The 20,993-nt window shown below is 72.1% G+C and carries 20 protein-coding genes; 11 read left to right on the top strand and 9 right to left on the bottom strand.

The genetic code is table 11. From position 1 onward, the window contains the following. Window positions 1-21 precede the first annotated feature (21 nt). From AB0K05_RS21355 to AB0K05_RS21345, 3 genes are all read left to right on the top strand, one after another. The gene (locus tag AB0K05_RS21355; protein WP_148029491.1) at window positions 22-372 is read left to right on the top strand and encodes a YciI family protein; all 351 of its coding nucleotides are present in this window, start codon (window positions 22-24) and stop codon (window positions 370-372) included. A 5-nt stretch (window positions 373-377) separates the two neighbouring features. After that, the gene (locus tag AB0K05_RS21350; protein WP_271277431.1) at window positions 378-1,616 is read left to right on the top strand and encodes a DUF6596 domain-containing protein; all 1,239 of its coding nucleotides are present in this window, start codon (window positions 378-380) and stop codon (window positions 1,614-1,616) included. A gap of 75 nt (window positions 1,617-1,691) precedes the next feature. Next, window positions 1,692-2,237, top strand: a complete 546-nt coding sequence (locus AB0K05_RS21345; protein ID WP_271277430.1) for a Uma2 family endonuclease — start codon at window positions 1,692-1,694, stop codon at window positions 2,235-2,237. Between the two features lie 3 nt (window positions 2,238-2,240). On the opposite strand, the gene AB0K05_RS21340 is transcribed toward AB0K05_RS21345, so the two are convergent. Continuing rightward, window positions 2,241-3,419: a DUF418 domain-containing protein gene (locus tag AB0K05_RS21340; protein WP_271277429.1), complete on the bottom strand. Its 1,179-nt coding sequence runs from the start codon at window positions 3,417-3,419 to the stop codon at window positions 2,241-2,243. Window positions 3,420-3,500: 81 nt separating this feature from the next. Between AB0K05_RS21340 and AB0K05_RS21335 the strand changes: the two genes are divergently transcribed. After that, entirely contained in the window at window positions 3,501-4,124 is a 624-nt protein-coding gene (locus AB0K05_RS21335; protein WP_219552343.1) for a TetR-like C-terminal domain-containing protein, read from the top strand. Window positions 4,125-4,137: 13 nt separating this feature from the next. On the opposite strand, the gene AB0K05_RS21330 is transcribed toward AB0K05_RS21335, so the two are convergent. Both AB0K05_RS21330 and AB0K05_RS21325 read right to left on the bottom strand, forming a co-directional pair. Continuing rightward, entirely contained in the window at window positions 4,138-5,235 is a 1,098-nt protein-coding gene (locus AB0K05_RS21330) for a branched-chain amino acid aminotransferase (protein ID WP_271277428.1), read from the bottom strand. Window positions 5,236-5,410: 175 nt separating this feature from the next. Then, window positions 5,411-6,457, bottom strand: coding sequence for a 3-isopropylmalate dehydrogenase (locus AB0K05_RS21325; RefSeq protein WP_148029485.1), 1,047 nt, complete (start codon window positions 6,455-6,457; stop codon window positions 5,411-5,413). A gap of 107 nt (window positions 6,458-6,564) precedes the next feature. On the opposite strand from AB0K05_RS21325, the gene AB0K05_RS21320 reads away from it, so the two are divergent. After that, the gene (locus tag AB0K05_RS21320; RefSeq protein WP_271277427.1) at window positions 6,565-7,380 is read left to right on the top strand and encodes a class I SAM-dependent methyltransferase; all 816 of its coding nucleotides are present in this window, start codon (window positions 6,565-6,567) and stop codon (window positions 7,378-7,380) included. 405 nt (window positions 7,381-7,785) lie between these two features. Here the strand turns inward: AB0K05_RS21320 and serA are convergent, their stop codons facing one another. Continuing rightward, window positions 7,786-9,375 carry a phosphoglycerate dehydrogenase gene (gene serA / locus AB0K05_RS21315; RefSeq protein WP_148029483.1) on the bottom strand — a complete coding sequence of 530 codons (1,590 nt, stop codon included), beginning with the start codon at window positions 9,373-9,375 and terminating at the stop codon, window positions 7,786-7,788. Window positions 9,376-9,613: 238 nt separating this feature from the next. Here serA and AB0K05_RS21310 point away from each other — a divergent pair, with 238 nt between their 5' ends. Both AB0K05_RS21310 and AB0K05_RS21305 read left to right on the top strand, forming a co-directional pair. Next, window positions 9,614-10,468 (top strand): hypothetical protein, encoded by an 855-nt coding sequence (locus tag AB0K05_RS21310; protein WP_219548453.1) that lies wholly within the window; start codon window positions 9,614-9,616, stop codon window positions 10,466-10,468. 50 nt (window positions 10,469-10,518) lie between these two features. Further along, window positions 10,519-11,901, top strand: a complete 1,383-nt coding sequence (locus AB0K05_RS21305) for an MFS transporter (RefSeq protein WP_148029481.1) — start codon at window positions 10,519-10,521, stop codon at window positions 11,899-11,901. Here AB0K05_RS21305 and AB0K05_RS21300 read toward each other — a convergent pair. The 3 genes from AB0K05_RS21300 to AB0K05_RS21290 are packed head-to-tail and all read right to left on the bottom strand — an operon-like array spanning window position 11,858 to window position 15,698. Further along, window positions 11,858-14,512 carry an FtsX-like permease family protein gene (locus tag AB0K05_RS21300; protein ID WP_271280018.1) on the bottom strand — a complete coding sequence of 885 codons (2,655 nt, stop codon included), beginning with the start codon at window positions 14,510-14,512 and terminating at the stop codon, window positions 11,858-11,860. The genes AB0K05_RS21305 and AB0K05_RS21300 overlap by 44 nt on opposite strands. Then, window positions 14,509-15,189, bottom strand: coding sequence for an ABC transporter ATP-binding protein (locus AB0K05_RS21295; protein ID WP_271280017.1), 681 nt, complete (start codon window positions 15,187-15,189; stop codon window positions 14,509-14,511). The genes AB0K05_RS21300 and AB0K05_RS21295 overlap by 4 nt, the downstream gene beginning before the upstream one ends. Continuing rightward, complete coding sequence (locus tag AB0K05_RS21290) at window positions 15,186-15,698, bottom strand: PadR family transcriptional regulator (RefSeq protein WP_148029478.1); 513 nt, start codon at window positions 15,696-15,698, stop codon at window positions 15,186-15,188. Before AB0K05_RS21290 ends, AB0K05_RS21295 begins: the two co-directional genes overlap by 4 nt. A gap of 89 nt (window positions 15,699-15,787) precedes the next feature. Here AB0K05_RS21290 and AB0K05_RS21285 point away from each other — a divergent pair, with 89 nt between their 5' ends. The 3 genes from AB0K05_RS21285 (at window position 15,788) to AB0K05_RS21275 (ending at window position 19,025) form a co-directional block, all read left to right on the top strand. Continuing rightward, the gene (locus AB0K05_RS21285; protein ID WP_271280016.1) at window positions 15,788-16,345 is read left to right on the top strand and encodes a DUF1707 and FHA domain-containing protein; all 558 of its coding nucleotides are present in this window, start codon (window positions 15,788-15,790) and stop codon (window positions 16,343-16,345) included. Between the two features lie 94 nt (window positions 16,346-16,439). Further along, on the top strand, window positions 16,440-17,981 hold the full coding sequence (gene dacB, locus AB0K05_RS21280; protein ID WP_364231036.1) for a D-alanyl-D-alanine carboxypeptidase/D-alanyl-D-alanine-endopeptidase: 1,542 nt from the start codon (window positions 16,440-16,442) through the stop codon (window positions 17,979-17,981). A 213-nt stretch (window positions 17,982-18,194) separates the two neighbouring features. After that, window positions 18,195-19,025 carry a CAP domain-containing protein gene (locus AB0K05_RS21275; protein WP_271280014.1) on the top strand — a complete coding sequence of 277 codons (831 nt, stop codon included), beginning with the start codon at window positions 18,195-18,197 and terminating at the stop codon, window positions 19,023-19,025. A 140-nt stretch (window positions 19,026-19,165) separates the two neighbouring features. Here the strand turns inward: AB0K05_RS21275 and AB0K05_RS21270 are convergent, their stop codons facing one another. Beyond that, the gene (locus AB0K05_RS21270; protein WP_364231034.1) at window positions 19,166-20,005 is read right to left on the bottom strand and encodes a LysR substrate-binding domain-containing protein; all 840 of its coding nucleotides are present in this window, start codon (window positions 20,003-20,005) and stop codon (window positions 19,166-19,168) included. 108 nt (window positions 20,006-20,113) lie between these two features. Here AB0K05_RS21270 and AB0K05_RS21265 point away from each other — a divergent pair, with 108 nt between their 5' ends. Next, a complete protein-coding gene (locus AB0K05_RS21265; RefSeq protein WP_364231032.1) occupies window positions 20,114-20,626 on the top strand; it encodes a nuclear transport factor 2 family protein in 513 nt (170 codons plus the stop codon). A gap of 90 nt (window positions 20,627-20,716) precedes the next feature. Here the strand turns inward: AB0K05_RS21265 and AB0K05_RS21260 are convergent, their stop codons facing one another. Beyond that, the gene (locus tag AB0K05_RS21260) at window positions 20,717-20,968 is read right to left on the bottom strand and encodes a hypothetical protein (RefSeq protein ID WP_219548433.1); all 252 of its coding nucleotides are present in this window, start codon (window positions 20,966-20,968) and stop codon (window positions 20,717-20,719) included. Between the last annotated feature and the right edge of the window lie 25 nt (window positions 20,969-20,993).

The following is a 20,993-nucleotide window of genomic DNA, read 5'->3' as shown; positions in this document are numbered from 1 at the left end:
ACGGCAGAAGGAGCCAGAACCATGAAGTACATGCTGCTGATCAACAGCGCCGGGACCGACCAGGCGCAGGAGGGCTGTGAGGCGTCCTTCGAGGACTGGATGGCCTACGACAAGGCCGTTCAGGAGGCGGGGATCTTCGTGGCCGGCCACTCGCTGGCCGACCTGACCACCGCGACCACCGTGCGGGTCGACGCCAAGGGCGAGCGGGCCATCACCGACGGGCCGTTCGCGGAGACCCGCGAGGTCCTCGGCGGCTACTACGTGATCGACGTCCCCGACCTGGACGTGGCGCTCGACTGGGCGGCCCGCTGCCCGGGCGCCACCGGCGGCGGCTCGGTGGTGGTGCGGCCGATCGCCGACTTCGAGGGCTGACCGTCATGACCGGCCCGTGCGCGGAGAACGTGGAGGCGGTCTTCCGGGAGGAGCGCGGCCGGCTGCTCGCCGCCCTGGTGCGCCGCTTCGGCGACCTGGATCTGGCCGAGGAGGTCACGTCGGATGCCATCGAGGCGGCGCTGGTGCGCTGGCCGGTCGACGGCGTGCCGCCCAAGCCGGGCGCGTGGCTGATGACCACCGCCCGGCGCCGGGCGGTCGACCGGCTGCGGCGCGACAGGACGTACGCCTCCCGGCTGGCCCTGCTGCAGGTGGAGGCCGACCGGGCGGCGCCCTCGCCCACCGGCGCGGGCGACGAGCTGCCCGACGAGCGGCTGCAGCTGTTCTTCACCTGCGCACACCCGGCGCTGAACGCCGACGACCGCGGGGCGCTGACGCTGCGCTGTCTCGGCGGACTGGCCACGCCGGAGGTCGCGCGCGCCTTCCTGGTGCCGGAGGCCACGATGGCCAAGCGGATCGTACGGGCCAAGAAGAAGATCCGTGAGGCCCGCATCCCGTTCCGCGCCCCCGGCCCCGACGAGCTGCCCGCGCGGCTTCCCGGGGTGCTCCAGGTCATCTACTCGATCTTCACCGAGGGGTACGCGGCCAGCGCCGGACCCGACCTGCAACGGCTCGACCTCGCCGAGGAGGCCATCCGGCTGGCGCGGATCCTGCGCCGTCTGCTGCCCGCGGAGCGGGAGGTCGCGGGCCTGCTCGGGCTGATGCTGCTGATCCACGCCCGGCGCGACGCCCGCACCGGGCCCGGCGGCGAGCTCGTCCTGCTGGACGAGCAGGACCGGGGCCGCTGGGACCGCGCGATGATCGAGGAGGGCCTGCGGCTGGTGCCCGCCGCGCTGGCCGGCGGCCCGCCCGGCCCGTACGGGGTGCAGGCCGCGATAGCCGCGCTGCACGACGAGGCCGCGGACGTCGCGACCACCGACTGGCCGCAGATCGTCGCGCTCTACGACGTCCTGCTCGCGCTCGCGCCCTCACCGGTCGTCGAGCTGAACAGGGCCGCGGCGGTGGCGCTGCGCGACGGCCCCGAGGCCGGCCTGGCGCTGCTCGACGCGCTGGCCGGCGAGCCCCGGCTGCGCGCCTACGCGCCCTATCCGATGGCCAGGGCCGACCTGCTGCAGCGCCTCGGCCGGCTCCCCGAGGCCGCGGCCGCCTACCGTGAGGCGCTCGACCTGGCGGGCACCGAGCCCGAACGCGCCCACCTGCGCCGCCGCCTGGCCGCCGTCACTTGACCTGCTCTTTGCCGTTCCCGCGCCCTGGTATTACGCTCTGTCGCGCATCGATCACCCAGAGTCGGGAGCGGAGACATGATCAGGCCTGTCGAAGAGCGCTACCGCACCGTGCGGGACGTCTTCCCGGAGCTCCGCGTCGAGCTGGTCAACGGCCGCATCGTGGTCAACGAGCCCGGCACCTGGCAGCACAACACCATCATCGCCCAGCTGATCGCCCAGCTCGCGCCCGTGGTCGCCGGGCGGGGCTGGGAGATCTGGCCGAACATCACCGTCCACCTCGGCGACGAGGCCGACCGGTACGTCCCCGACCTGACGATCGTCCCGCAGGAGCCGGTCATGGAGACCGACGAGGCCGTCCACGGCGCCAGCACCCTGCTCCTGGTCGACGTGGTCTCGGCCGGCAACGCCTACGACGACCATGTGATCAAACCGATGGGCTACGCCCCGGCCGGGGTGCCGCTCTACCTGGTGGTCGACCCGTTCCAGCGCCTGCTCAAGCTCCACAGCGACCCGGCGCCGAGCGGCTACGGACGCGAGACGGTGGAGCCCGCCGGCGCTCCCCTGACGCTGCCCCACCCGTGGGACTGCGCGATCGACACGACCTGCCTGCTGAACCTCTGATCCTCAGCCCGCGCGGCGGTAGGTCAGGCGGCGCAGCAACGTCTCGGCCGGTCCGCGCCGGCCCGTACGGGACAGCGACGCCGCCAGCACCACGGTGGCCAGCCAGGTGATCACGGCCACGGCGGAGGCGGCCGCGTCGCCGACACGGGTGCCGAGCCCGCCCAGGTACGGCACGAAGACCACGGTGAAGACCACGGACTGGAGCAGGTAGCACGTCAGCGACCATTGACCGCACGCGGCCAGCGCCCTGGCCACCGGGCCCGGCGCGGCGCGGCGGGCTCCACCGGCCACGGCGAGTCCTATCAGCGCGGCGTACGCGAGACCGCCGGCGATGCCGCTGACGCTGTGCAGGGCGTACGCGGACACGCCGATCGCGTCCGAGGGCGCCCAGAGCCGGGTGTCGACGAGCATGAGCGGCACGCCACCGGCGACCGCGATCGCGGTGCCCACGACGCCGGTCCGGAGGAGCAGCGTCCGGTGCGCCCACGGCTCCTCCAGCACGCGGCGGCGGGCCGCCCAGATCCCGAACAGGAAAGCGGGCACGACGCTCGCGGCGAAGTACGTGGGCGTCATCCCGGACCAGCCGACGACCCGCATCATGAGGGCCTCCGCCGGGTCGCCCATGCCGGCGATCGAGTCGCCCTTGTCGGCGCTCACGGTGAGCAGCCCGAACAGGGCGAGGACGGCGACGTGCAGAACAGTCGTGAGGCCGGCGGCCCACAGCAGGGCGCGGTCGCCGCGCCGGATGAAGCCCACGAGCACCAGGCCGACCAGGCCGTACGCGCCCAGGATGTCGCCGAAGAACAGCAGGAGGGCGTGGCAGAACCCGAACGCCAGGAGCCACAGGCTGCGGGCGCGCAGCACCCGCCGCACGTCCGGCCATGCGCGACCGGCGGCGAGCTGCCGGCTCGCGAGCTGCACCAGGCCGTAGCCGAAGAGGGCGGCGAACATCGGCAGCGCCCGCCCGTCCACGAGGAGGATCTGGATCCCGGCCACCAGCCGGTCGAGGGCGCTTCCGTCCAGCGTGTAGCCGCGGAACCCGACCGGGTGACCGGACAGGTACATGTGTGCGTGCGCCACCGCGATGAGCAGGAGCATGAGACCTCGGGCGAGGTCGGGGGCCAGGGACCGGCGGGCGAGCGGCACGGCCCTTCGGTCGGCGGGCATGGTGGTGGTAGACATGACTATCCCCAGGATTAGATACACGAGTGTAGCTTAGGATGAAGGTAAGATACACCGCTGTAGCCAACCAAGGGAACAGCCGTGAACAACAGCCGAACGCGGCGGCGGGGCGAGGAGCTGATCGCGGCCATCCACGCCGCGGTGATCGAAGAGGTGATGGAGGTCGGCGTCGGACGGCTGACCATGGACGGCATCGGCAAACGGGCGGCGACCGCCCGCACGACCCTCTACCGTCGCTGGTCAGATCCGATCGAGGTGCTGCTGGACGCGCTCTACCACGCGCATCCGGTCGAGGAGCCGAGCCCGGGGGCGGACGACCTGCGCGGTGACCTCATCAGGGCGCTCCGGCTCATGCGCGACTGGATGCTCAGCCCCGCGGGCCACGCCGTCGCCTCGATCCTGACCGACCCGGTGAGCGCGTCCAAGATCTCCGAGGAGCTCGTCGACCGGGTCTTCGCCGTACGGGGCGGCACGTTCACCAACACCGTGCTGCGCCACTACGCGGAGCGCGGCCACTTCCCCGCCGAGCTCCTCACCCCGGTCGTGGCCGACATCGGGGAGGCGCTCGTCACCAAGCGGCTGATCGACACCAGGACGCCGCCCAGCGACGCCGACCTGGCGGACATGGTGGACCAGGCGATACTGCCGGCGATCGGGCTGGGCCCGGACGTGCGGGGAAGGCGCCGTCCGGACCCTGAGGCGTGATGCCGGCGGGCGGCTAGGCGATCTTGTGGATCCAGTCGCGGGTGTCGGGGCGCGAACCGTACTGGATGCCGATGAGCTCCTCGCGGATGCGCATCGTCACGGCGCCGGCGTTCCCGTCGCCGACGGTCCAGGCGCGGTCGGCGCCCTTGACCGAGCCGACGGGGGTGACGACCGCGGCGGTGCCGCAGGCGAACACCTCCGTCAGCTCGCCGGACTCGCACCCGGCCTGCCACTCCTCGACGGTGATGAGCCGCTCCTCCGTCTCAAGACCGAGGTCGGCGGCGAGGGCGAGGATGGAGTCGCGGGTGATGCCGGGCAGCAGGGTGCCGGTCAGCGACGGGGTGACGAGCTTGCCGCCGATGACGAAGAACAGGTTCATCCCGCCCATCTCCTCGACGTAGCGGTGCTCGGCGGCGTCCAGCCAGACCACCTGGTCGCAGCCGTTCTCGACGGCCTGCCGCTGGGCGACGAACGCGGCCGCGTAGTTGCCGCCGCACTTGGCGAAGCCGGTGCCGCCGGGGGCGGCGCGGGTGTACTCGGTGGACAGCCAGACCGAGACGGGCTTGACGCCGCCGGAGAAGTAGGACGCCGCGGGCGAGGCGATGGCGAGGTAGCGGTACGTCTTGGAGGGCCAGTTCACGCCCAGCCCGACCTGGGTGGCGATCATGAAGGGCCGCAGGTAGAGGCTGTGGCCCTCGGTGGTGGGCACCCAGTCCCTGTCGGTCTGGACGAGGAGTTCGAGCGACTCGACGAAGGCGTCCTCGGGGAGCTCGGGCATGGCCATGCGGGTGGCCGAGCGGTTGAACCGGGCGGCGTTGGCGTACGGGCGGAACATCACCACCGAGCCGTTGACCTGCCGGTAGGCCTTGAGCCCTTCGAAGAGCTCCTGCGCGTAGTGGAAGACGGAGGTGGCGGGGTCGAGGGTGAGCGGCGCGTACGGCTCCAGGCGGGCGTCGTGCCAGCCCTCGCCCTCGGTGTAGTCGACGGAGACCATGTGGTCGGTGAAGACCTGCCCGAATCCGGGGTTCGCCAGTACCTGCTCGCGCTCGGCCGCGGTGCGAGCGTGGCCGGAGAGCTGCACGTCGAAGCTGAGCTTCTGAGCGATGGTCATGACGCTGGGTCCTTCTCTCTGCGATTTCGGGCGGCACTGCCACAAACAGGGGCAGTCCGTACTTCCTATTGTCTCGCCATTTGGAATGGCAAGGGGAGGGCGGGGGTGGACACGAAAAAGCGCCCGGCGGGTCCTGGGGGAACCGCCGGGCGCTGCTCGTCGAGCTGGGGGCGGCCTAGCTCGATACTCGCTCGGTGATGTCGTCGCCGATCTCGCGGGTGGTGCGGCTGCTCCACCCGGTCAGGCGCTCGACGATGTCGTCGGCGACGGCCTGCTCGACCTTGGCGGCCTCGGCGGACAGGCCGAGGTGGTCGAGCATCATGGCGACGGACAGGATGGTGGCGGTCGGGTCGGCCTTGCCCTGCCCGGCGATGTCGGGGGCGCTGCCGTGGACCGGCTCGAACATGCTCGGCGCGGTGCCCTCGGGGTTGATGTTGCCGCTGGCGGCCAGGCCGATGCCGCCCGCGATGGCGGCGCCGAGGTCGGTGATGATGTCGCCGAAGAGGTTGTCGGTGACCACGACGTCGAACCGCTCGGGCTGGCTGACGAAGAACATCGAGGCCGCGTCGATGTGGCTGTAGTCGGTCGTGACGTCGGAGTATTCCTCCGCGACGCGGTCGACGGTGCGCTGCCAGAGGTCGCCGGCGTAGGTGAGCACGTTGGTCTTGTGGACCAGCGTGAGCTTCTTGCGCGGGCGGGAGCGGGCCTTCTCGAACGCGTAGCGCACGACCCGCTCGACGCCGTGGGCGGTGTTGAGCGACTCCTGGGTGGCGATCTCGTACGGGGTGCCGCGGCGCATGACGCCACCGGTGCCGGCGTAGAGGCCTTCGGTGCCCTCACGGACGACGATCATGTCGATGTTCTCGACGGGGGTGTCGGCCAGCGGCGTCTCGACGCCCGGGAAGAGCTTGACCGGACGCAGGTTGACGTAGTGGTCGAAGGCGAACCGGATCTTGAGCAGCAGGTCGCGCTCCAGCACGCCGGGCGGGACGCTGGGGTCGCCGACGGCGCCGAGCAGGATGGCGTCGTAGCCGCGCAGCTCCTCGAGAACGGCATCGGGCAGCGTTTCGCCGGTGCGGTGGTAGCGGGCGGCGCCCAGGTCGTAATGGGTGGCATCGATCTTGGTGCCGACGGCCTCCAGGACCTTCAGACCTTCGGCCACCACCTCGGTGCCGATGCCGTCTCCAGGGATGACGGCCAGGCGGATGTTGCGCGACTCCATGGGCGTACCTTACCGGCTCGTCTCGGCTGACGAACACTTGATCTCATTGTGTGGACAGGTGGTGCTGCTGACCCAAATCTTTCACACCGCGGGGGTACCGTGGCGTCATGGCTGCCGAGAAGGTGTGTCTCGACGGCGAGAAGGCCACGCTCCTCGCCACCCTGTACGGCCGGGCGCTGGACGCCCGCTCCCCCGAGCCGATCCTGAACGACACGATGGCCGCGCGGGCGGTCGAGCGGATCGACCACGACTTCACCAAGATAGGCATGAGCCCCCGCAACGCCGGAGCGGTGGCGTTCCGGGCCAGATTCCTGGACCGGTGGGCGGCCGAGTTCCTCGCCGCCCATCCCGGTGCCACCGTGCTGCACCTAGGGTGCGGCCTCGACACCCGGGTCCACCGGATGGACCCGCCGCCGGAGGTCGCCTGGTTCGACGTCGACTTCCCGGAGGTCGTCGAGCTGCGCGACAGGCTGTTCCCGGGGCGTCCCGGATACACGACGATCGGCTCGTCCGTCACCGAGACCAGCTGGCTGGACCGCGTCCCCGCCGACAGGCCGGTGCTCGTGCTCGCCGAAGGGCTGGTCTACTACCTCGACGAGGCGGGCGGCCGGGAGCTCTTCCGGCGGATCGTGGACCGCTTCCCGCACGGCGAGTTCGTCTTCGACGCCCTGAGCCCGTTCGGGCTGCGGCTCCAGGTGCTCAACAGCCCGGTGCGCAAGGCCGGGGCGCGGATGCACTGGGCCGTCGGAGGCCCGGGGGACCTCGAGTCGATCCACCCGCGCCTGCGCTGCCGCGACGCGATCAGCGCGCTCGACCTGCCGGGCTACGACCGGCTGGCCAGAGGACTGCGCCTGGCCACCCGGCTGATGAGAGCGGTGCCCGCGATGCGGCGGGCGGCCGTCTTCTACCGGCTGGAGTTCTGAGGCGCGCCGCCGTTGTCGCGGCGGTCCAGGGCGGTCTGCAGGGCCTCGGCGGCCTCGTCACGGTGCTCGTCGGCGGCGTACTCGCGCATGGCAATCATCTCGTTTCGCGGGGTGTGTGCTTGCAGTGAGTCGGAACCCCGGTCGCGGACCCGACCGGGCCTGATCTCGCCAGTCCGGGTCACGGACTGGGCGATGGGGCTTACCGGCCGACGCGACGCCGCTCACCGCGGCGGGTCGTCGACCTGCCCTAACAGGCCCCGCCGCGGCAGGCAATGAGTACGAGCACCTGACGCATCACCAGCCAGGTTACCCGAGCATCTCGTTGGATGTCCTAGCATCTCGCATCGTGAGACAACGAAACGGCCGCCGCCGGAAGCCCGGCGGCGGCCGTCGTCACTGGAGCCGTCAGTCCTCCAGGTCGACCGAGCGCCCGGTGTCGGCGCCGATCTCCTGGCCGATCTGCTCGACCACCTCGGCCGGGATGGCCGTGTCGACGGTCAGCGCGATGAGCGCCTTGCCGCCCTTGGCGTGGCGGGAGACCTGCATGGAGGCGATGTTGATGCCCTGCTCGCCGAGGATGCGGCCGACCACGCCGACGATCCCCGGACGGTCGGTGTAGGTGAAGAACGACAGGTGGGCGGTCGGCTCGATCTCCATCTCGTAGCCGTTGACCTCGACGATCTTGGTGATCTGCCGGGGGCCGGACAGCGTGCCGGAGACCGAGACCTGGCGGCCGTCGGCCAGCACGCCGCGCACGGTCACCACGTTGCGCCAGTCAGGGCTGTCGGAGCTGGTGACCAGGTCGACGCCGACGCCCCGGTCCTTGGCCAGCAGCGGCGCGTTGACGTACGTGACCTGCTCCTCGACGACGTCGGAGAAGACGCCCTTGAGCGCGGCCAGCTCGATGACCCGCACGTCCTGCGCGGCGATCTCGCCGCGCACCTCGATGTCGAGCTTGGTGGCCACCTCGCCGGCCAGGGCGGTGAAGACCCGGCCCAGCTTCTCGGCCAGGGGCAGGCCCGGCTTGACGTCCTCGGCGACCGCGCCGCCCTGGACGTTGACCGCGTCGGGCACGAACTCGCCGGCCAGCGCCAGCTTCACGCTCCTGGCGACCTGGGTGCCGGCCTTCTCCTGGGCCTCATGCGTGGAGGCGCCCAGGTGGGGCGTGACGACGACCTGGTCGAGCTCGAAGAGCGGGCTGTCGGTGCAGGGCTCCTTGGCGAACACGTCGAGGCCGGCGCCGGCGACGCGGCCTTCCTTGATCGCGGCGTAGAGTGCGGCCTCGTCGACGATGCCGCCGCGGGCCACGTTGACGATGCGCACCGACGGCTTGACCTCGTGGAGCTCGCGGTCGCCGATGAGGCCGACGGTCTCCTTGGTCTTGGGCAGGTGGACGGTGAGGAAGTCGGCCTGCTTGAGCACCTCTTCGAGGCTCAGGAGCTGGACGCCCATCTGCGCGGCGCGGGCCGGCGGCAGGTAGGGGTCGTAGGCGATCAGCTCGACGCCGAACGGCTGCAGCCGCTGCGCCACGAGCTGGCCGATCTTGCCCAGGCCGAGGATGCCGACGACCTTCTCGTCGAGCTCGACGCCGGTGTACTTGGACCGCTTCCACTCGCCGTTCTTCAGCGCGGCGTGGGCCTGCGCGGTGTTGCGGGCGCTGGCCAGGATGAGCGCGACGGTCTGCTCGGCGGCGCTGGTGATGTTGGAGGTGGGCGCGTTGACCACCATGACGCCGGCCTTGGTGGCCGCCTCGACGTCGACGTTGTCGAGGCCGACGCCGGCCCTGGCCACGACGCGCAGCTTGGGCGCCGCGGCGATCGCCTCGGCGTCCACCTTGGTGGCGGATCGGACGATGAGCGCGTCCACGTCGGCGAGGGCGGGCAGCAGCTGGGACCGATCGGCGCCGTCGGTGTGGCGGACCTCGAAATCGGCACCGAGCACGGCCAGGCCGGCCTCGGAGAGCTCCTCTGCGACCAGTACGACGGGCTTGTTCACGAGCGTGAGTCCTTAGTAGCGTGCGGCGGGCGTCAGGGACACGTCGATGGGTCCCCCGGTCACCTGAGAGTCTATCGGTGGCTTGTGAACGCTTTCACGAAGGATCAGCATCTGAGATGACGCGGTGCGTACCCCTGGACGGGACAAGTCATCCACACCGCAGCCATCTTCATCTTGATCCGGAGAATTATTCGCCATTAGCCTGATAAGCCGTGGCCGACTACCTATGGTTCGTCATATGAGCATCGGGAATCCTGCGCTTGCCGACGTGCTCGCCCAGCATGGTGCTCCGCACCGGTTGCTGGCGGCTCTCGCTGACGGTGGAGTCCTGGTGGCCGTGCGACCGGATCGATCCGTCGTCCTGGGCACGACCCAGGCCGGTGACCGCGTGCTGCTCGGATACACCAGCGCGGCGACCTACGCCAGACACCACGGCAGCCATTCGCTCTCGGCCTGTGACGCCGACACCATCCTCGACATCGAGCGTGTCACCGGCGTCCGGGAGATCGTGATCGACGCCGCAGGCCCGGCCGCGGCCGCCGTTCCCATCGACGACCTGCAGCGTTTCCTCACCTCGACCCGCACCGGGCCCACCCCCGTCCTGTCCGGGGCCGCCCCCGCCGCCTACGCGACGGGCGCGATGGCCACGGTGTCGCGGAGCGGCGCGATCGCCCAGGCCGCGCCGCGGTCGCAGGAGGCGCCCCCGCTCCCGTGGATCCCGGCGCCCAGACCGCATCTGTCGGGTCCGATGCAGCAGGTCGACCCCGGCTACCGCCGGTGCGCGCACCCGATCCTGCCCGCGCTGCGCCAGGCCGTCGCGCAACTGCTCATGGACTTCCCGCTGGTCCACCACGTGTGGATCTCCGAGGCCCGCACCGCCTCCGGCGCTCCCGGCATCATGCTGCACGTGAAGGTCCACATGACGGCCGCCGAGGACGTGGTGCGCGACCTCCACCGGGGCGTGCGCGCCCGGCTGCCGCAGCTCGCGGCGAGCGGGGCGCCGATCCTCATGGCCAGGGTGGCCGACTCGCTCAGCGAGCGCCGCATGGTGGAGATCGGCGCGCATGTGGTATGCGCCAACGTGAACGAATAGCGTGGATCCGTCGAACTAGGCCCTACCGAACGGTCTTCCGCTCGGCTTCAATGAGTTCCGTGATCGCACCCGCCGTGGCCGCCCCCACGGTCCCCAGAGGCGTGCGGCTGGGCTACGGTGTCGGCTCCTTCTGCACCGCCACCTTCGGTTCCGTGCCCGGACTGCTGCTGCTGTTCTACATGACCAACTTCCTGGCGGTGCCCGCGTGGCTGGCCGGGATCGTGGTGACCGCGCCCAAGGTGTGGGACCTGCTGATCAACCCGCTGGTGGGCCGCTGGTCCGACCGGACCGTGTCGCGGCTCGGGCCGCGCCGGCCGTGGCTGCTGGCCGGCGCCTGCACGCTGCCGGTCGCCTTCTTCCTGGTGTTCGCCGGCCCGCCGCTCACGGGCATCCCCGCCGCCTTGTACGTGGGAGCCTGCTTCATGGCGGCGGCCACGGCCTACGCGCTGTTCGAGGTGCCGTACAAGGCGATGCCCGCGGAGATGACCGACGACTACCACGAGCGGACGTCGCTGCTGCAGTGGCGGATGGTGTTCGTCGGCGCGGCGACGGCGATCGCCGGCGTCGCGGCCCCCGCGATCGTCAACAGCCAAGGCGAGAGCGGCACGCTGGCGAGCTACCGCCTCATGGGCGTGGTGATCGCCGTGGTGCTGTTCGCCGCCATGCTGGGATCCTTCTTCGGTACGGCACGCGCCCCCATGACGGGTGCGCCAGAGGCCGACACCGGCAGCCTGATCAAGCAGTTCGCGGTGGTCAGGGGCAACAAGGCGTTCATCTGGCTGACGGCGCTGAGCTGCACGCAGCAGCTCGCCGTGGCCATCATGCTGGCGGCCGCCCCCTACTTCGCCACGTACACGATCGGCGATCCCCGGGCCACCACCACGCTGTTCGCCGCGCTGGTGGTGCCGATGATGCTGACGATGCCGATGTGGACGTGGCTGTCCAAGCGCTTCGACAAGCGGAACGCGATGATCATGGCGGCCTCCACCTTCGCCACCGGCACGGCGCTGGCGCTGGCCACCCCGATCTTCGGCGGCTGGTACGCGCACGTGATGATCCTGCTGGTCGGCACCGGGGTCGCGGGGGTCACCCTGCTGCAGTTCTCGATGCTGGCCGACGTCATCGCGGTGGACGCCGCCACCACGGGCAAGCGGCGGGCGGGCGTGTTCACCGGCCTGTGGACGGCGATCGAGAGCGGGGTCAGCGCGTTCGGCGCGCTGATCCTGGGATCGATCCTGAGCATCGGCGGGTTCCTGTCGTCCGTGGCGAGCCAGCGGGTCGAGCAGCCGGACAGCGCCGTGACCGCGGTGCTCATCGGGCAGACCGCGGTCCCGGCGCTGATCATCCTGCTGTCGGTCGTGATGACGCTGCGCTACCAGCTCAGGGACCCTAAGCGAACCGTCTCCCCGGCGGTCCCTGACGCGACCGTGTGACGAGCCCGGCCACCAGCGCCGCCAGCAGCGGCGGCCCGAGCACCACCAGGGCCGTGGCCGCCCACGGCACGGCGATCACGGCAGGCCCCAGGCCGTCCAGGGCACCCAGCGGCTGTCGCTCCCTGGTCAGCGGCACGGCCATCGCCGCGCCCATGACCGCGCCGCCGGCCGCGCCCACGAGGGCGCCGATCCCGGCGATGAAGCCGGCCTGAGCGGCCAGGATCGCCCTGCGCGTCCTGGGCGGCCCGCCGACCGCCGACACGATGTCCAGGTCGCGGCGCAGGTCGGCCGCGGCCAGCCCGGTGGCGGCCAAGGTGCCGCCGAGGCTGAGGAGCAGCGCCAGGCCGAACACCCACCAGAACATGCCCAGGGTCGAGGGCGCCTCCCTGTCCAGGACGGCCACGTCCGCGCGCGCGGACGGCATGCTGAGCTGCCGTTGCAGGCGCTGGACGTCGGCGGACCGGTGCGTGGCGTACAGCACCCGCTCGGCCACCGTGTACCCGGCCTTCTCCAGGGCCGCGGGCGGGATCACGACACCGGTCCTGCCCGGGTCGCCGGACGCCGCCGCCACGGCGGGGATCCGGACGAGACTGCCTCCTCCCCCGCCGTCCGCGGTCAACTGGAGGGCGAGGGTGCCGTTCTGGAGCAGCGCGGGATCGAACACCACCGCTTTGCCGTCGGCCAGCGCCTCGGCCGCCCGCGGGTCGGGCCGTCCCTGGAAGAAGGCCAGCAGGCGGGCGTCGCCGATCGGCGGGTCCACGAGGAAGTAGCCGATCCGGGGATTCTCGTCCGCCAGGATCTGCACGGCCCTCCCCTCGCCGTCGAACGCCTTGCCCGCGGGCACCAGCGGCACGCCCGGCAGCGCCTTGGCCGCGGCCGCGCGCAGGTCGGCCCATCCCCGGTCGTCGACCTGCCTGGCCGCGATCCGCAGCGTGTCCGGCGGCTGCTGGGCCCGGTGCGTCGTGAGGGCGACGGTGATCGAGCTCTCCACCCCGATGCCCAGCGTGACGGCCCCCATCGTGGCGGCCATCACCGCCGCCGCCGCGGACGCCGTACGGGTCCGGTGGCGGGCGGCGTCGCGTACGGCCAGCCGGAGCGGGAGCGGCAGCCGCGCGGCGAGCCCGCCGAGGGCCGTCACCATGACCGGGATGAGCGCGACCAGTCCCAGCACCACCAGAACACCGGCCGGCAGGAGAAACGCGTCGGCGATCACCCCGTACGGACGCCCGCCACGCAGCGCGTACACGGTCACGGCAAGCCCGCCCACCAGCAGGAGTCCTGCCAGCACGGGAAGCCGCCCACGCCGCGAGCCGGCGAGCGCGGGACGCCGGGCACCGCGCGGGTTGATGACCCCGAAACGCCGGGCACGGCGCGCGACGACGCCGGCTCCCGCGCTCTCCTCGCGGTCGGCCAACACGCGGGCCGGGTCCTGGCGCCCGGCTGACACGGCGGGGACGAGGGCCGCGACGAGCGCGCCCGCCACGCCGAGGGCCGTCACGCCGAGGACCGGGCCCCAGGGCACGTCCGCCGGGCCGGACTGGCCCAGCAGCCGCTTGAGCAGCGGCATGAGCGCCAGCGTGCCGCCGGTGCCGAGCGCCGCGCCGAGCAGGGCGGCCACCCCGCCCAGCACCAGCCCGTCGGCCAGCACGATCACCTTCAGATGACGGGCGGAGCCGCCCTGCGCGGCGATCAGCGCCAGTTCCCTGCGCCTGCGCCGCAGCCCGACGGCGAAGGCCGGGCCCGTCAGCAGGGCCATCTCCATCACGACCAGCACCGCCATGGCGGCGAGCGTCATCAGGGCGGGCGCGCCGAGCGCGCGGTCGAACGGGTCACCGTACGCGCCGGCCACCGGCGGGCCGGTCAGCACGGCACGGGAGGTCACGAGCATGCCGATGCCGTTCAGTCGCTGCACGTCCTCCCACAGGACCGGCCGCGCGGAGTCGGCGAGCCACCCGGGACCGTGCCCGCCGCGCTTGTCCAGCAGGAGCGTGTGCTGGAGGCCGACCACCTCCTGGATCTCCACGTTGTGCGGGTGCTCGACCACGCCGACCACGCGGACCCGCCGGTCCCTGGCCGTCACCGTGATCGTGTCGCCGACGCGCAGGCCCGACCCCCGGGCCAGGGCGGGTGTCACGGCCACCTCATCCGCGGAGGCGGGGAAACGGCCCTCGGCCAGGAGGCGGATGCCCTGGGTCATCGGGTCGCGCAGGTCCAGCTCCAGCGCACTGACCTCGTGGTAGCGGTCGGTGTCGCGGATCTCCACCGATCCCACGTCATAGGGGATGAGCCGGGCGTCCAGCAGCGCGGTCACCTCGTCCGCGGTCCGCACCGTGCCGTCCGTCGCGGGGCCCTCGGCCGCCAGCATGAACCAGCCGTGCACGGGCTGGGAGACGCGGCCGTCGTGGGCCGTGGTGACGATCCGCGCGTCCGCGGCGCCCAGCTCGGCCGTGATGTCCTCGCCGGGTGCGACGTCCACGGTGGCGTCGTAGGTGAGCAGGGCGGTGAAGACCAGCACGGGCAGCCCGATCATGGCCATGACGAGCGCGGTGCGGCCCTTGGCGCGCAGCGCCTCCCTGCGGGACAGGCGCAGCGCCGCCAGGAACGCGCTCATCTCGCGCTCTCCAGGGGCTCCGCGGTCGAGTCGGCCACCCGGCCGTCACGCAGGTAGACCACGCGGTCGGCCCAGGCCGCGTAGCGCGGCTCGTGCGTCACCAGCAGCACGGCCGCGCCCGCGTCGCACCGCTCGCGCAGCAGCCGCAGGATGTCGTCGCCCGTCGCGGTGTCGAGCGCGCCGGTCGGCTCGTCGGCCAGCAGCAGGCGTCGCTCGCCGACCAGCGCCCTGGCGATCGCCACCCGCTGGCGCTGGCCGCCGGACAGCTCGCCGGGGAAGCGGCCGGCCACCTCGCCCGCGCCCACCTCGCGCAGCGCGGCCTCGGCCTCCTCGCGGGCCCGACCGGCGCGCACGCCGTCGAGCTCGCGCGGCAGCATGACGTTCTCGGCGGCGGTCAGCGACGGGATCAGGTTCAGGTCCTGGAACACGTACCCGATGCCGCCGCGCCGCAGCGCGGCCGGATCACGCACCGAGGCCAGGTCGGCGCCCTCGACGGACACGCTCCCCGAGGTGGGCCGGTCGAGCCCGCCGGCCAGGTTGAGCAGGGTGGACTTGCCGGACCCGGACGGGCCCATCACGGCCAGCAGCTCGCCGCGTCCCACCGCCAGGGTGACGCCGCGCAGCGCGGGCACGTCCCCGAACGTCCGGGTGACCTCCCGCATCTCCAGCACGCTCATGCCTTCCTCTCCTTGAGTACGGCCTCGCAGTGGTCCAGCCAGCGCTGTTCCGCCTCGGCCTTGAAAATCATGGAATCCAGGACGAGCCGCTGGGCGGCCCCGTCCGCGGCGCCGCGCTTGGCCCTGGTCAGCTCCTGCAGCGTGCGCATGGTGGCCATCCGCTGGGCCAGGATCACGCCGGCCACGTCCACGTCGGCGGCGGCGACCGCCATGGCGATCTTGATGACCAGCTCGTCCCTGGGCCTGTCGGTCTGGCCGACAGGGGTGGCGAACCACGTCGCCAGTTCTTCCCGGCCCGCCTCGGTGATCGCGTAGAGGGTGCGGCCCTGATCGTCGGCGCCGCCCGGCGCCACCAGGCCGTCGCGTTCCAGGCGGGAGAGCGTCGTGTAGACCTGGCCGATGTTCAGCGGCCAGGTCGCCCCCGTCGACGCCTCGAACTCCACCCTGAGCTGGTAGCCGTAGCGTGGCTCGCCGCTCAGGAGGGCGAGCAGTCCGTGTCTGATCGACATGCATACTGAGTATGCATACTCGGTATGCATGTCGTCAACAGATCCGCGTATTCTGGACAGGGTGCGCACTCGCGGCCGATACTCGGGAGATGAGCTCGACGCACCCACCGTTCCGCGCCTCTGATGGCGAACGGGATCGCGCGATCGACGAGCTCCGCGAGCGCGCCGCCGAGGGGCGGCTCTCGCACGACACCTTCGTGGTCCGCGTCGACCAGGCGCTGCGCGCCCGCAACCAGCAGGAGCTCGACGCGCTCGTGGCCGACCTGCCGCGGCGGCTCACGCTGCGCCGGCGGGTGACGAACGCGGTCACCGGCGCGGTGTCGGCGGTCTCCGGCTTCACCACCAGCCTGCAGTCCGCCTGGCGCAAGCCCCGGCTGCCCCGCCTCGCCCTGCCCGACGACGCCCGCCGGCGATACGTGGTCGGCCGCGGGTCCGCGTGCGACCTCGTCCTGTCGGACCTGACGGTCTCCCGGGTCCACGCCGAGCTGCGCCGCGACGACGACGGCGAGTGGATGCTGGTCGACCTGGGCTCGCTCAACGGCACCCGGCTCAACGGCTGGCGGCTGGTGGGCCCGGCCCGGGTCAAGCCCGGCGACGAGGTCTCGTTCGGCGACTGCGGGTTCGTCATGAACGCCGAAGGGCCCTAGTTCCACAAAGATACGGATATTTGCGGATTACACCGTGCGCCGCCTGGTTCATGATCACAGGCGAGCCCCTGTCGCATCCCTTTGGAGACCCCCTATGCGGCGCACCTCAGCATCCCTCGTCGCGGGCGCGCTCGTCGCGGCCCTCGCGTGGGCGTCCGGCCCCTCCTCCCCCGCGGTCGCGCTCGAACCCTCGCCCGGCGTGGCCGACCTGGCCCAGGACATCAACCAGATCCTCGCCGACTCCCGGCTGACCATCGCCCAGGCCGGTGTGATGGTCAAGAGCGCGGCGAACGGCGAGGAGCTCTACTCGACCGACGCGGGCAAGCTCCTGATGCCGGCGTCCAACACCAAGCTGTTCACGTCGGCCGCGGCGGCGGAGGTGCTCGGCCTCGACTACCGGTTCACCACCAGCGTGCTGAGCTCCGGGCGCAAGGCCGGTTCCGTGCTCACGGGCGACCTGGTGCTGCGCGGCACCGGTGACCCGACCATGCTGGCCGACGACTACGACGCGCTGGCCGCCGAGGTCGCCGGCTCGGGCGTCAAGCTGGTCACCGGCAAGCTCGTGGCCGACGACACCTGGTTCGACGCGGTCCGGCTCGGCCAGGACTGGGCGTGGGACGACGAGACGGCCTACTACGCGGCCCCGATCTCCGCGCTCACCGCCTCCCCCGACCGCGACTACGACGCGGGCTCGGTGATCGTCACCGTCGCGCCCGACGGCGGCAAGGTCAAGGTGACCACCACGCCGGACACCGACTACCTGGAGATCGTCAACAAGGCCACGGTGGGATCGTCCACCGATGTGCTCATCGAGCGCACGCACGGCACGAAGACCGTGGTCATCACCGGCACGGTCGCGTCCACGTACAACGAGTGGGTGTCCGTGGACGACCCGGCCTCCTACACCGCGGCGCTGTTCCGCGACGCGCTCAAGAAGCACGGCGTGCGGGTGCTGGGCAAGACCGTGGCCGGCGCGGCCCCCGGCGGCGCCAAGGAGCTGGCGAAGAAGGAGTCGATGCCGCTCAGCGAGCTGCTCGTGCCGTTCATGAAGCTGAGCAACAACATCCACGCCGAGATCCTCACCAAGGCGATGGGCCGCAAGGTCGCCGACCAGGGCACCTGGGCCGCCGGGCTCAAGGCGAGCTCCGACTTCGCCCGCGCCAACGGGGTGCAGGTGCTCAACCTGCGCGACGGCTCCGGCCTGTCGCGCCGCGACGGCATCACGCCCGCCTCGATCGCGCAGCTGCTGCTCGCCGTGCGTGACAAGCCGTGGTATCAGGCGTGGTACGACTCGCTGCCGGTCGCGGGGAACGCGGACCGGTTCGTGGGCGGCACCCTGCGCAGCCGGATGCGCGACACTCCGGCGGCGAACAACGTGCGCGCCAAGACCGGGTCGCTCACCGGCGTCACGGCGCTGTCCGGATACGTGACGAGCGCCGACGGGGAGCCGCTGGTGTTCTCCATCATGCTGAACCAGTATCTGTCGTCCTCGCCGAAGGACATCGAGGACAAGATCGCGATCCGCCTCGCGCAGTTCTCCAGGACCGCGACGGTGGACGCCGCGGTCCAGCTCAAGTCGGCCGCCGAGGAGTCGCCCGACCTGGAGTGCTCGTGGCTCAAGCCCGCGCAGTGCTAGCACGATCACTTTTCTGACCGGGTGCGCCCCAACGGGCGCACCCGGTTTTTTGTGCCCTGGACGCGTGATCCAGACGTTGGGTTTACCGAGGCCAGCGGGTTAATTGTTACGATTGGGTCACGTGGAGCTCCAGATATAGAGGAGTTTTTCCGGACATCAACGACGCGGAGGGCCAGAATGCGGTCTCGACGCTCAACTCACCGGAGGACAGCGATGCGAAGACGGCTCCAGGCACTGGCCTGCCTCGGAAGTCTCGCGGCGACGGGCATTCCCGCGTCGAGCCCGGCGGCCGCGCAGACCGCGTACACGGCGCAGGCCGTGGGGACCGCGGCGGGCGCCGCGGTCCCCACGATGGCGGCGTGCCGCGTGGTGGCCGCCAGGCCGGCGCTGGACCCGGGCGGGACGATCACGGCCACGGCCGTGCGGACCGGCTGCGACGACGAGTCCCTGCTCCGCCTACGGATCAGGGAGGCAGGACCCGGCCCCGACCGCACCCTCGGGAGCGACTCCCGGGTGCTGGTGAACGGCCGCGTCACGGTCAGGCTGCGCTGCTCCCCCGCTCCGCGCCGCTACTACGTCACGGCCATGGACTTCGAGGGCCGCCCCGCCACGTCGCGCAGCGTGGTGCTGTCCTGCGGGTACGGGCGAGGGTCCGGCTCGGACGCCTCCGCCACCGAAGCCGCGGTCGTCAGGCTCACCAACCAGGCCCGCGCCGGCCGGGGCTGCCGGCCGCTGCTGCACGACCGCAGGCTGCACAGGGCGGCCGAACGGCACTCGGCGGACATGGCCGCCAGGGGCTACTTCGACCACACCGGCCGGGACGGCCGCTCCGGGGGCGACCGCATCCGGGCCGCCGGTTTCGCGCCGCTCCGCGGCTGGGGCGAGAACATCGCCGTGGGCCCGCACTCCGCGGCCCAGGTGGTGCGGGGCTGGCTCGACAGCCCCGGTCACCGCAGGAACATCATGGACTGCTCGTACACCCACATCGGCGTCGGCCAGCACCCGCGCGGCCCGCACTGGACCCAGACCTTCGCCAGCCACTGAGCCTCGGGCGCCGAGACCACCGGAGCGCCGGGCGTACCGGCCCCACCCGTGCCGGTTCCCACCGCACGCCCCGCGCTCCCCTCCGGCGGGCCCGGCCGCGGCTCCGTATCGGACCGCGGCCGGGCCCGCACCCAGGCGGGTCAGTCGCTCAGAAGGTCCACCGCGGCCCGGCCGAACGCGCGCACCCTGCCCGTCTCGCCGCCGGCCCGCCACACCAGCCCCCATTCGACCCGGGGCGCGTCGCGTACCAGCACGTAGGCCACGTCAGGGCGGGCGTAGTAGCGCCGCGTCTGCGCCCTCACCGGCAGCACCCCACGCCCCGCGCCGACCAGCGTCAGGGCCTCGTGCAGGGTCGCCGCCCGAGGCCCCGGCGAGCCCGAGGCGGCCCGGCCGCCCGCCAGCTCCACCACCGTCACCCGCTCCAGGTCGGCCAGCCCCACGGACTCCCGGCGGGCGAACGGATGCCCCGCCGGCACCGCCGCCATCAGCGCCTCCCGCACCAGCACCGGCCCCGCGTCCGCGCCCGGCACCGGCAGCGTCGTCAGCACGACGTCCACCTCGCCGTCGCGCAGCCACGGCGCCACCTCTCCCGGCTGCGCCTCCCTGATCACCACCTCGCAGCCCGGCACCCTGCTCCGGAACAGCTCCTCCACCCCGGCCAGCAGTTGCCCCGCGGCCGCCCCGGTGAAGGCCGCTCGAAGCGTCCCCGTCAGCCCGCGGCCCGCGTCGGCCGCCCGCTCGTACGCGGCCCCGATGGCCTCCCAGGCGGGCCGCACCTCCTCGTGGAGCCGGCGCCCCACCGGGGTGAGCGCGACGCGGCGGCTGGTCCGGTCGAACAGCGGCGCGCCCACCCGCCGCTCCAGCTTCCTGATCGTCTGACTGACCCGCGCGGTGGACACGCGCAGCCGCTCGGCGGTGTGCCCGAAGTGCAGCTCCTCGGCGAGGGTCAGGAACGCCTCGATCTCGTGCCTCTCCAGCACCCCGCCCTCCCGTCCTTAAGCCCGGCTTCACGATCGTGGCACAGAGCGGCGTTGATCACCGCCCGCCGGAACCGGAGGCTGGAGGCCCGTTCGAAGGGAGCACCACGCATGTACGTCACCGAGCACCGCGCCCTGTCCGGCGCCCCGCGCGAGCTGGAGGACCGGACGGAGATCACCGACGCCCTCCTCCGCTTCGCCCTGGGCCAGGATCTGCGGGACGAGGGCCTGTTCGCGTCCTGCTTCACCGAGGACGCCGAGCTGGACTTCCGCCCGGCAGCCGCCCGCTGGGGCGCCGCGCCGCCGCTGATGAAGGGCCGGGACGCGATCGTCACGACGATCCTGTCCGGCTTCAGCGGACGGGTCGACACCACCCACCAGGTCACGAACCCGCGCATCGCCGTCACCGGCGACACGGCGCGCCTCACCGCCCTGGTCGAGGCGCAGCACCTGCTCACCGCCGACCACGACACGCACGCGCTGCTGAAGAACCGCTACGACGTCGAGCTGGTACGGGACGGCGGCCGATGGCTGATGAGCCGGATCCGCATCGAGAACGTCTGGTACACCGGCGACCCGGCGGCCATCTTCACGGACAGTAACCGGCCCGGCGGCGTCACGTAGAGAGGGAGGGGAATGGGGAAAGGGGCGGAAAACGGTGACGGGGCCCACCTCGTCGATGAGGTGGGCCCCGCTCTAACGACCTGTTATGCCTCAGCGGTTGGTGAGGATGTCCAGGACATCGTTGAGGACGTCGAGGTCGAGGAAGTCATTGTCAGAACCGTTGTTGGTCCACTCGCCATCCTGCGACCTGTTGTACCTGATGTCGTCGCCGTCGTCGTCGTGGTCGTGGTCGTAGTTGGCCACTACCGGTGCGGTGGTGTAACCCTGAGCGAGCGCGGGAGCGCCGCCCAGCATGACCATGCCGCCGATCAGACCGGTCAGGACAAGTCCCGTCTTGTACATCGGATCTCCTCTGTTACCTCTCGAC

The sequence above is a fragment of the Nonomuraea sp. NPDC049486 genome (assembly GCF_040676925.1).
Classification (GTDB): domain Bacteria; phylum Actinomycetota; class Actinomycetes; order Streptosporangiales; family Streptosporangiaceae; genus Nonomuraea; species Nonomuraea ferruginea.
The sequence above is the reverse complement of the archived record's forward strand: the minus strand, read 5'-3'. Positions and strand labels throughout refer to the sequence as shown.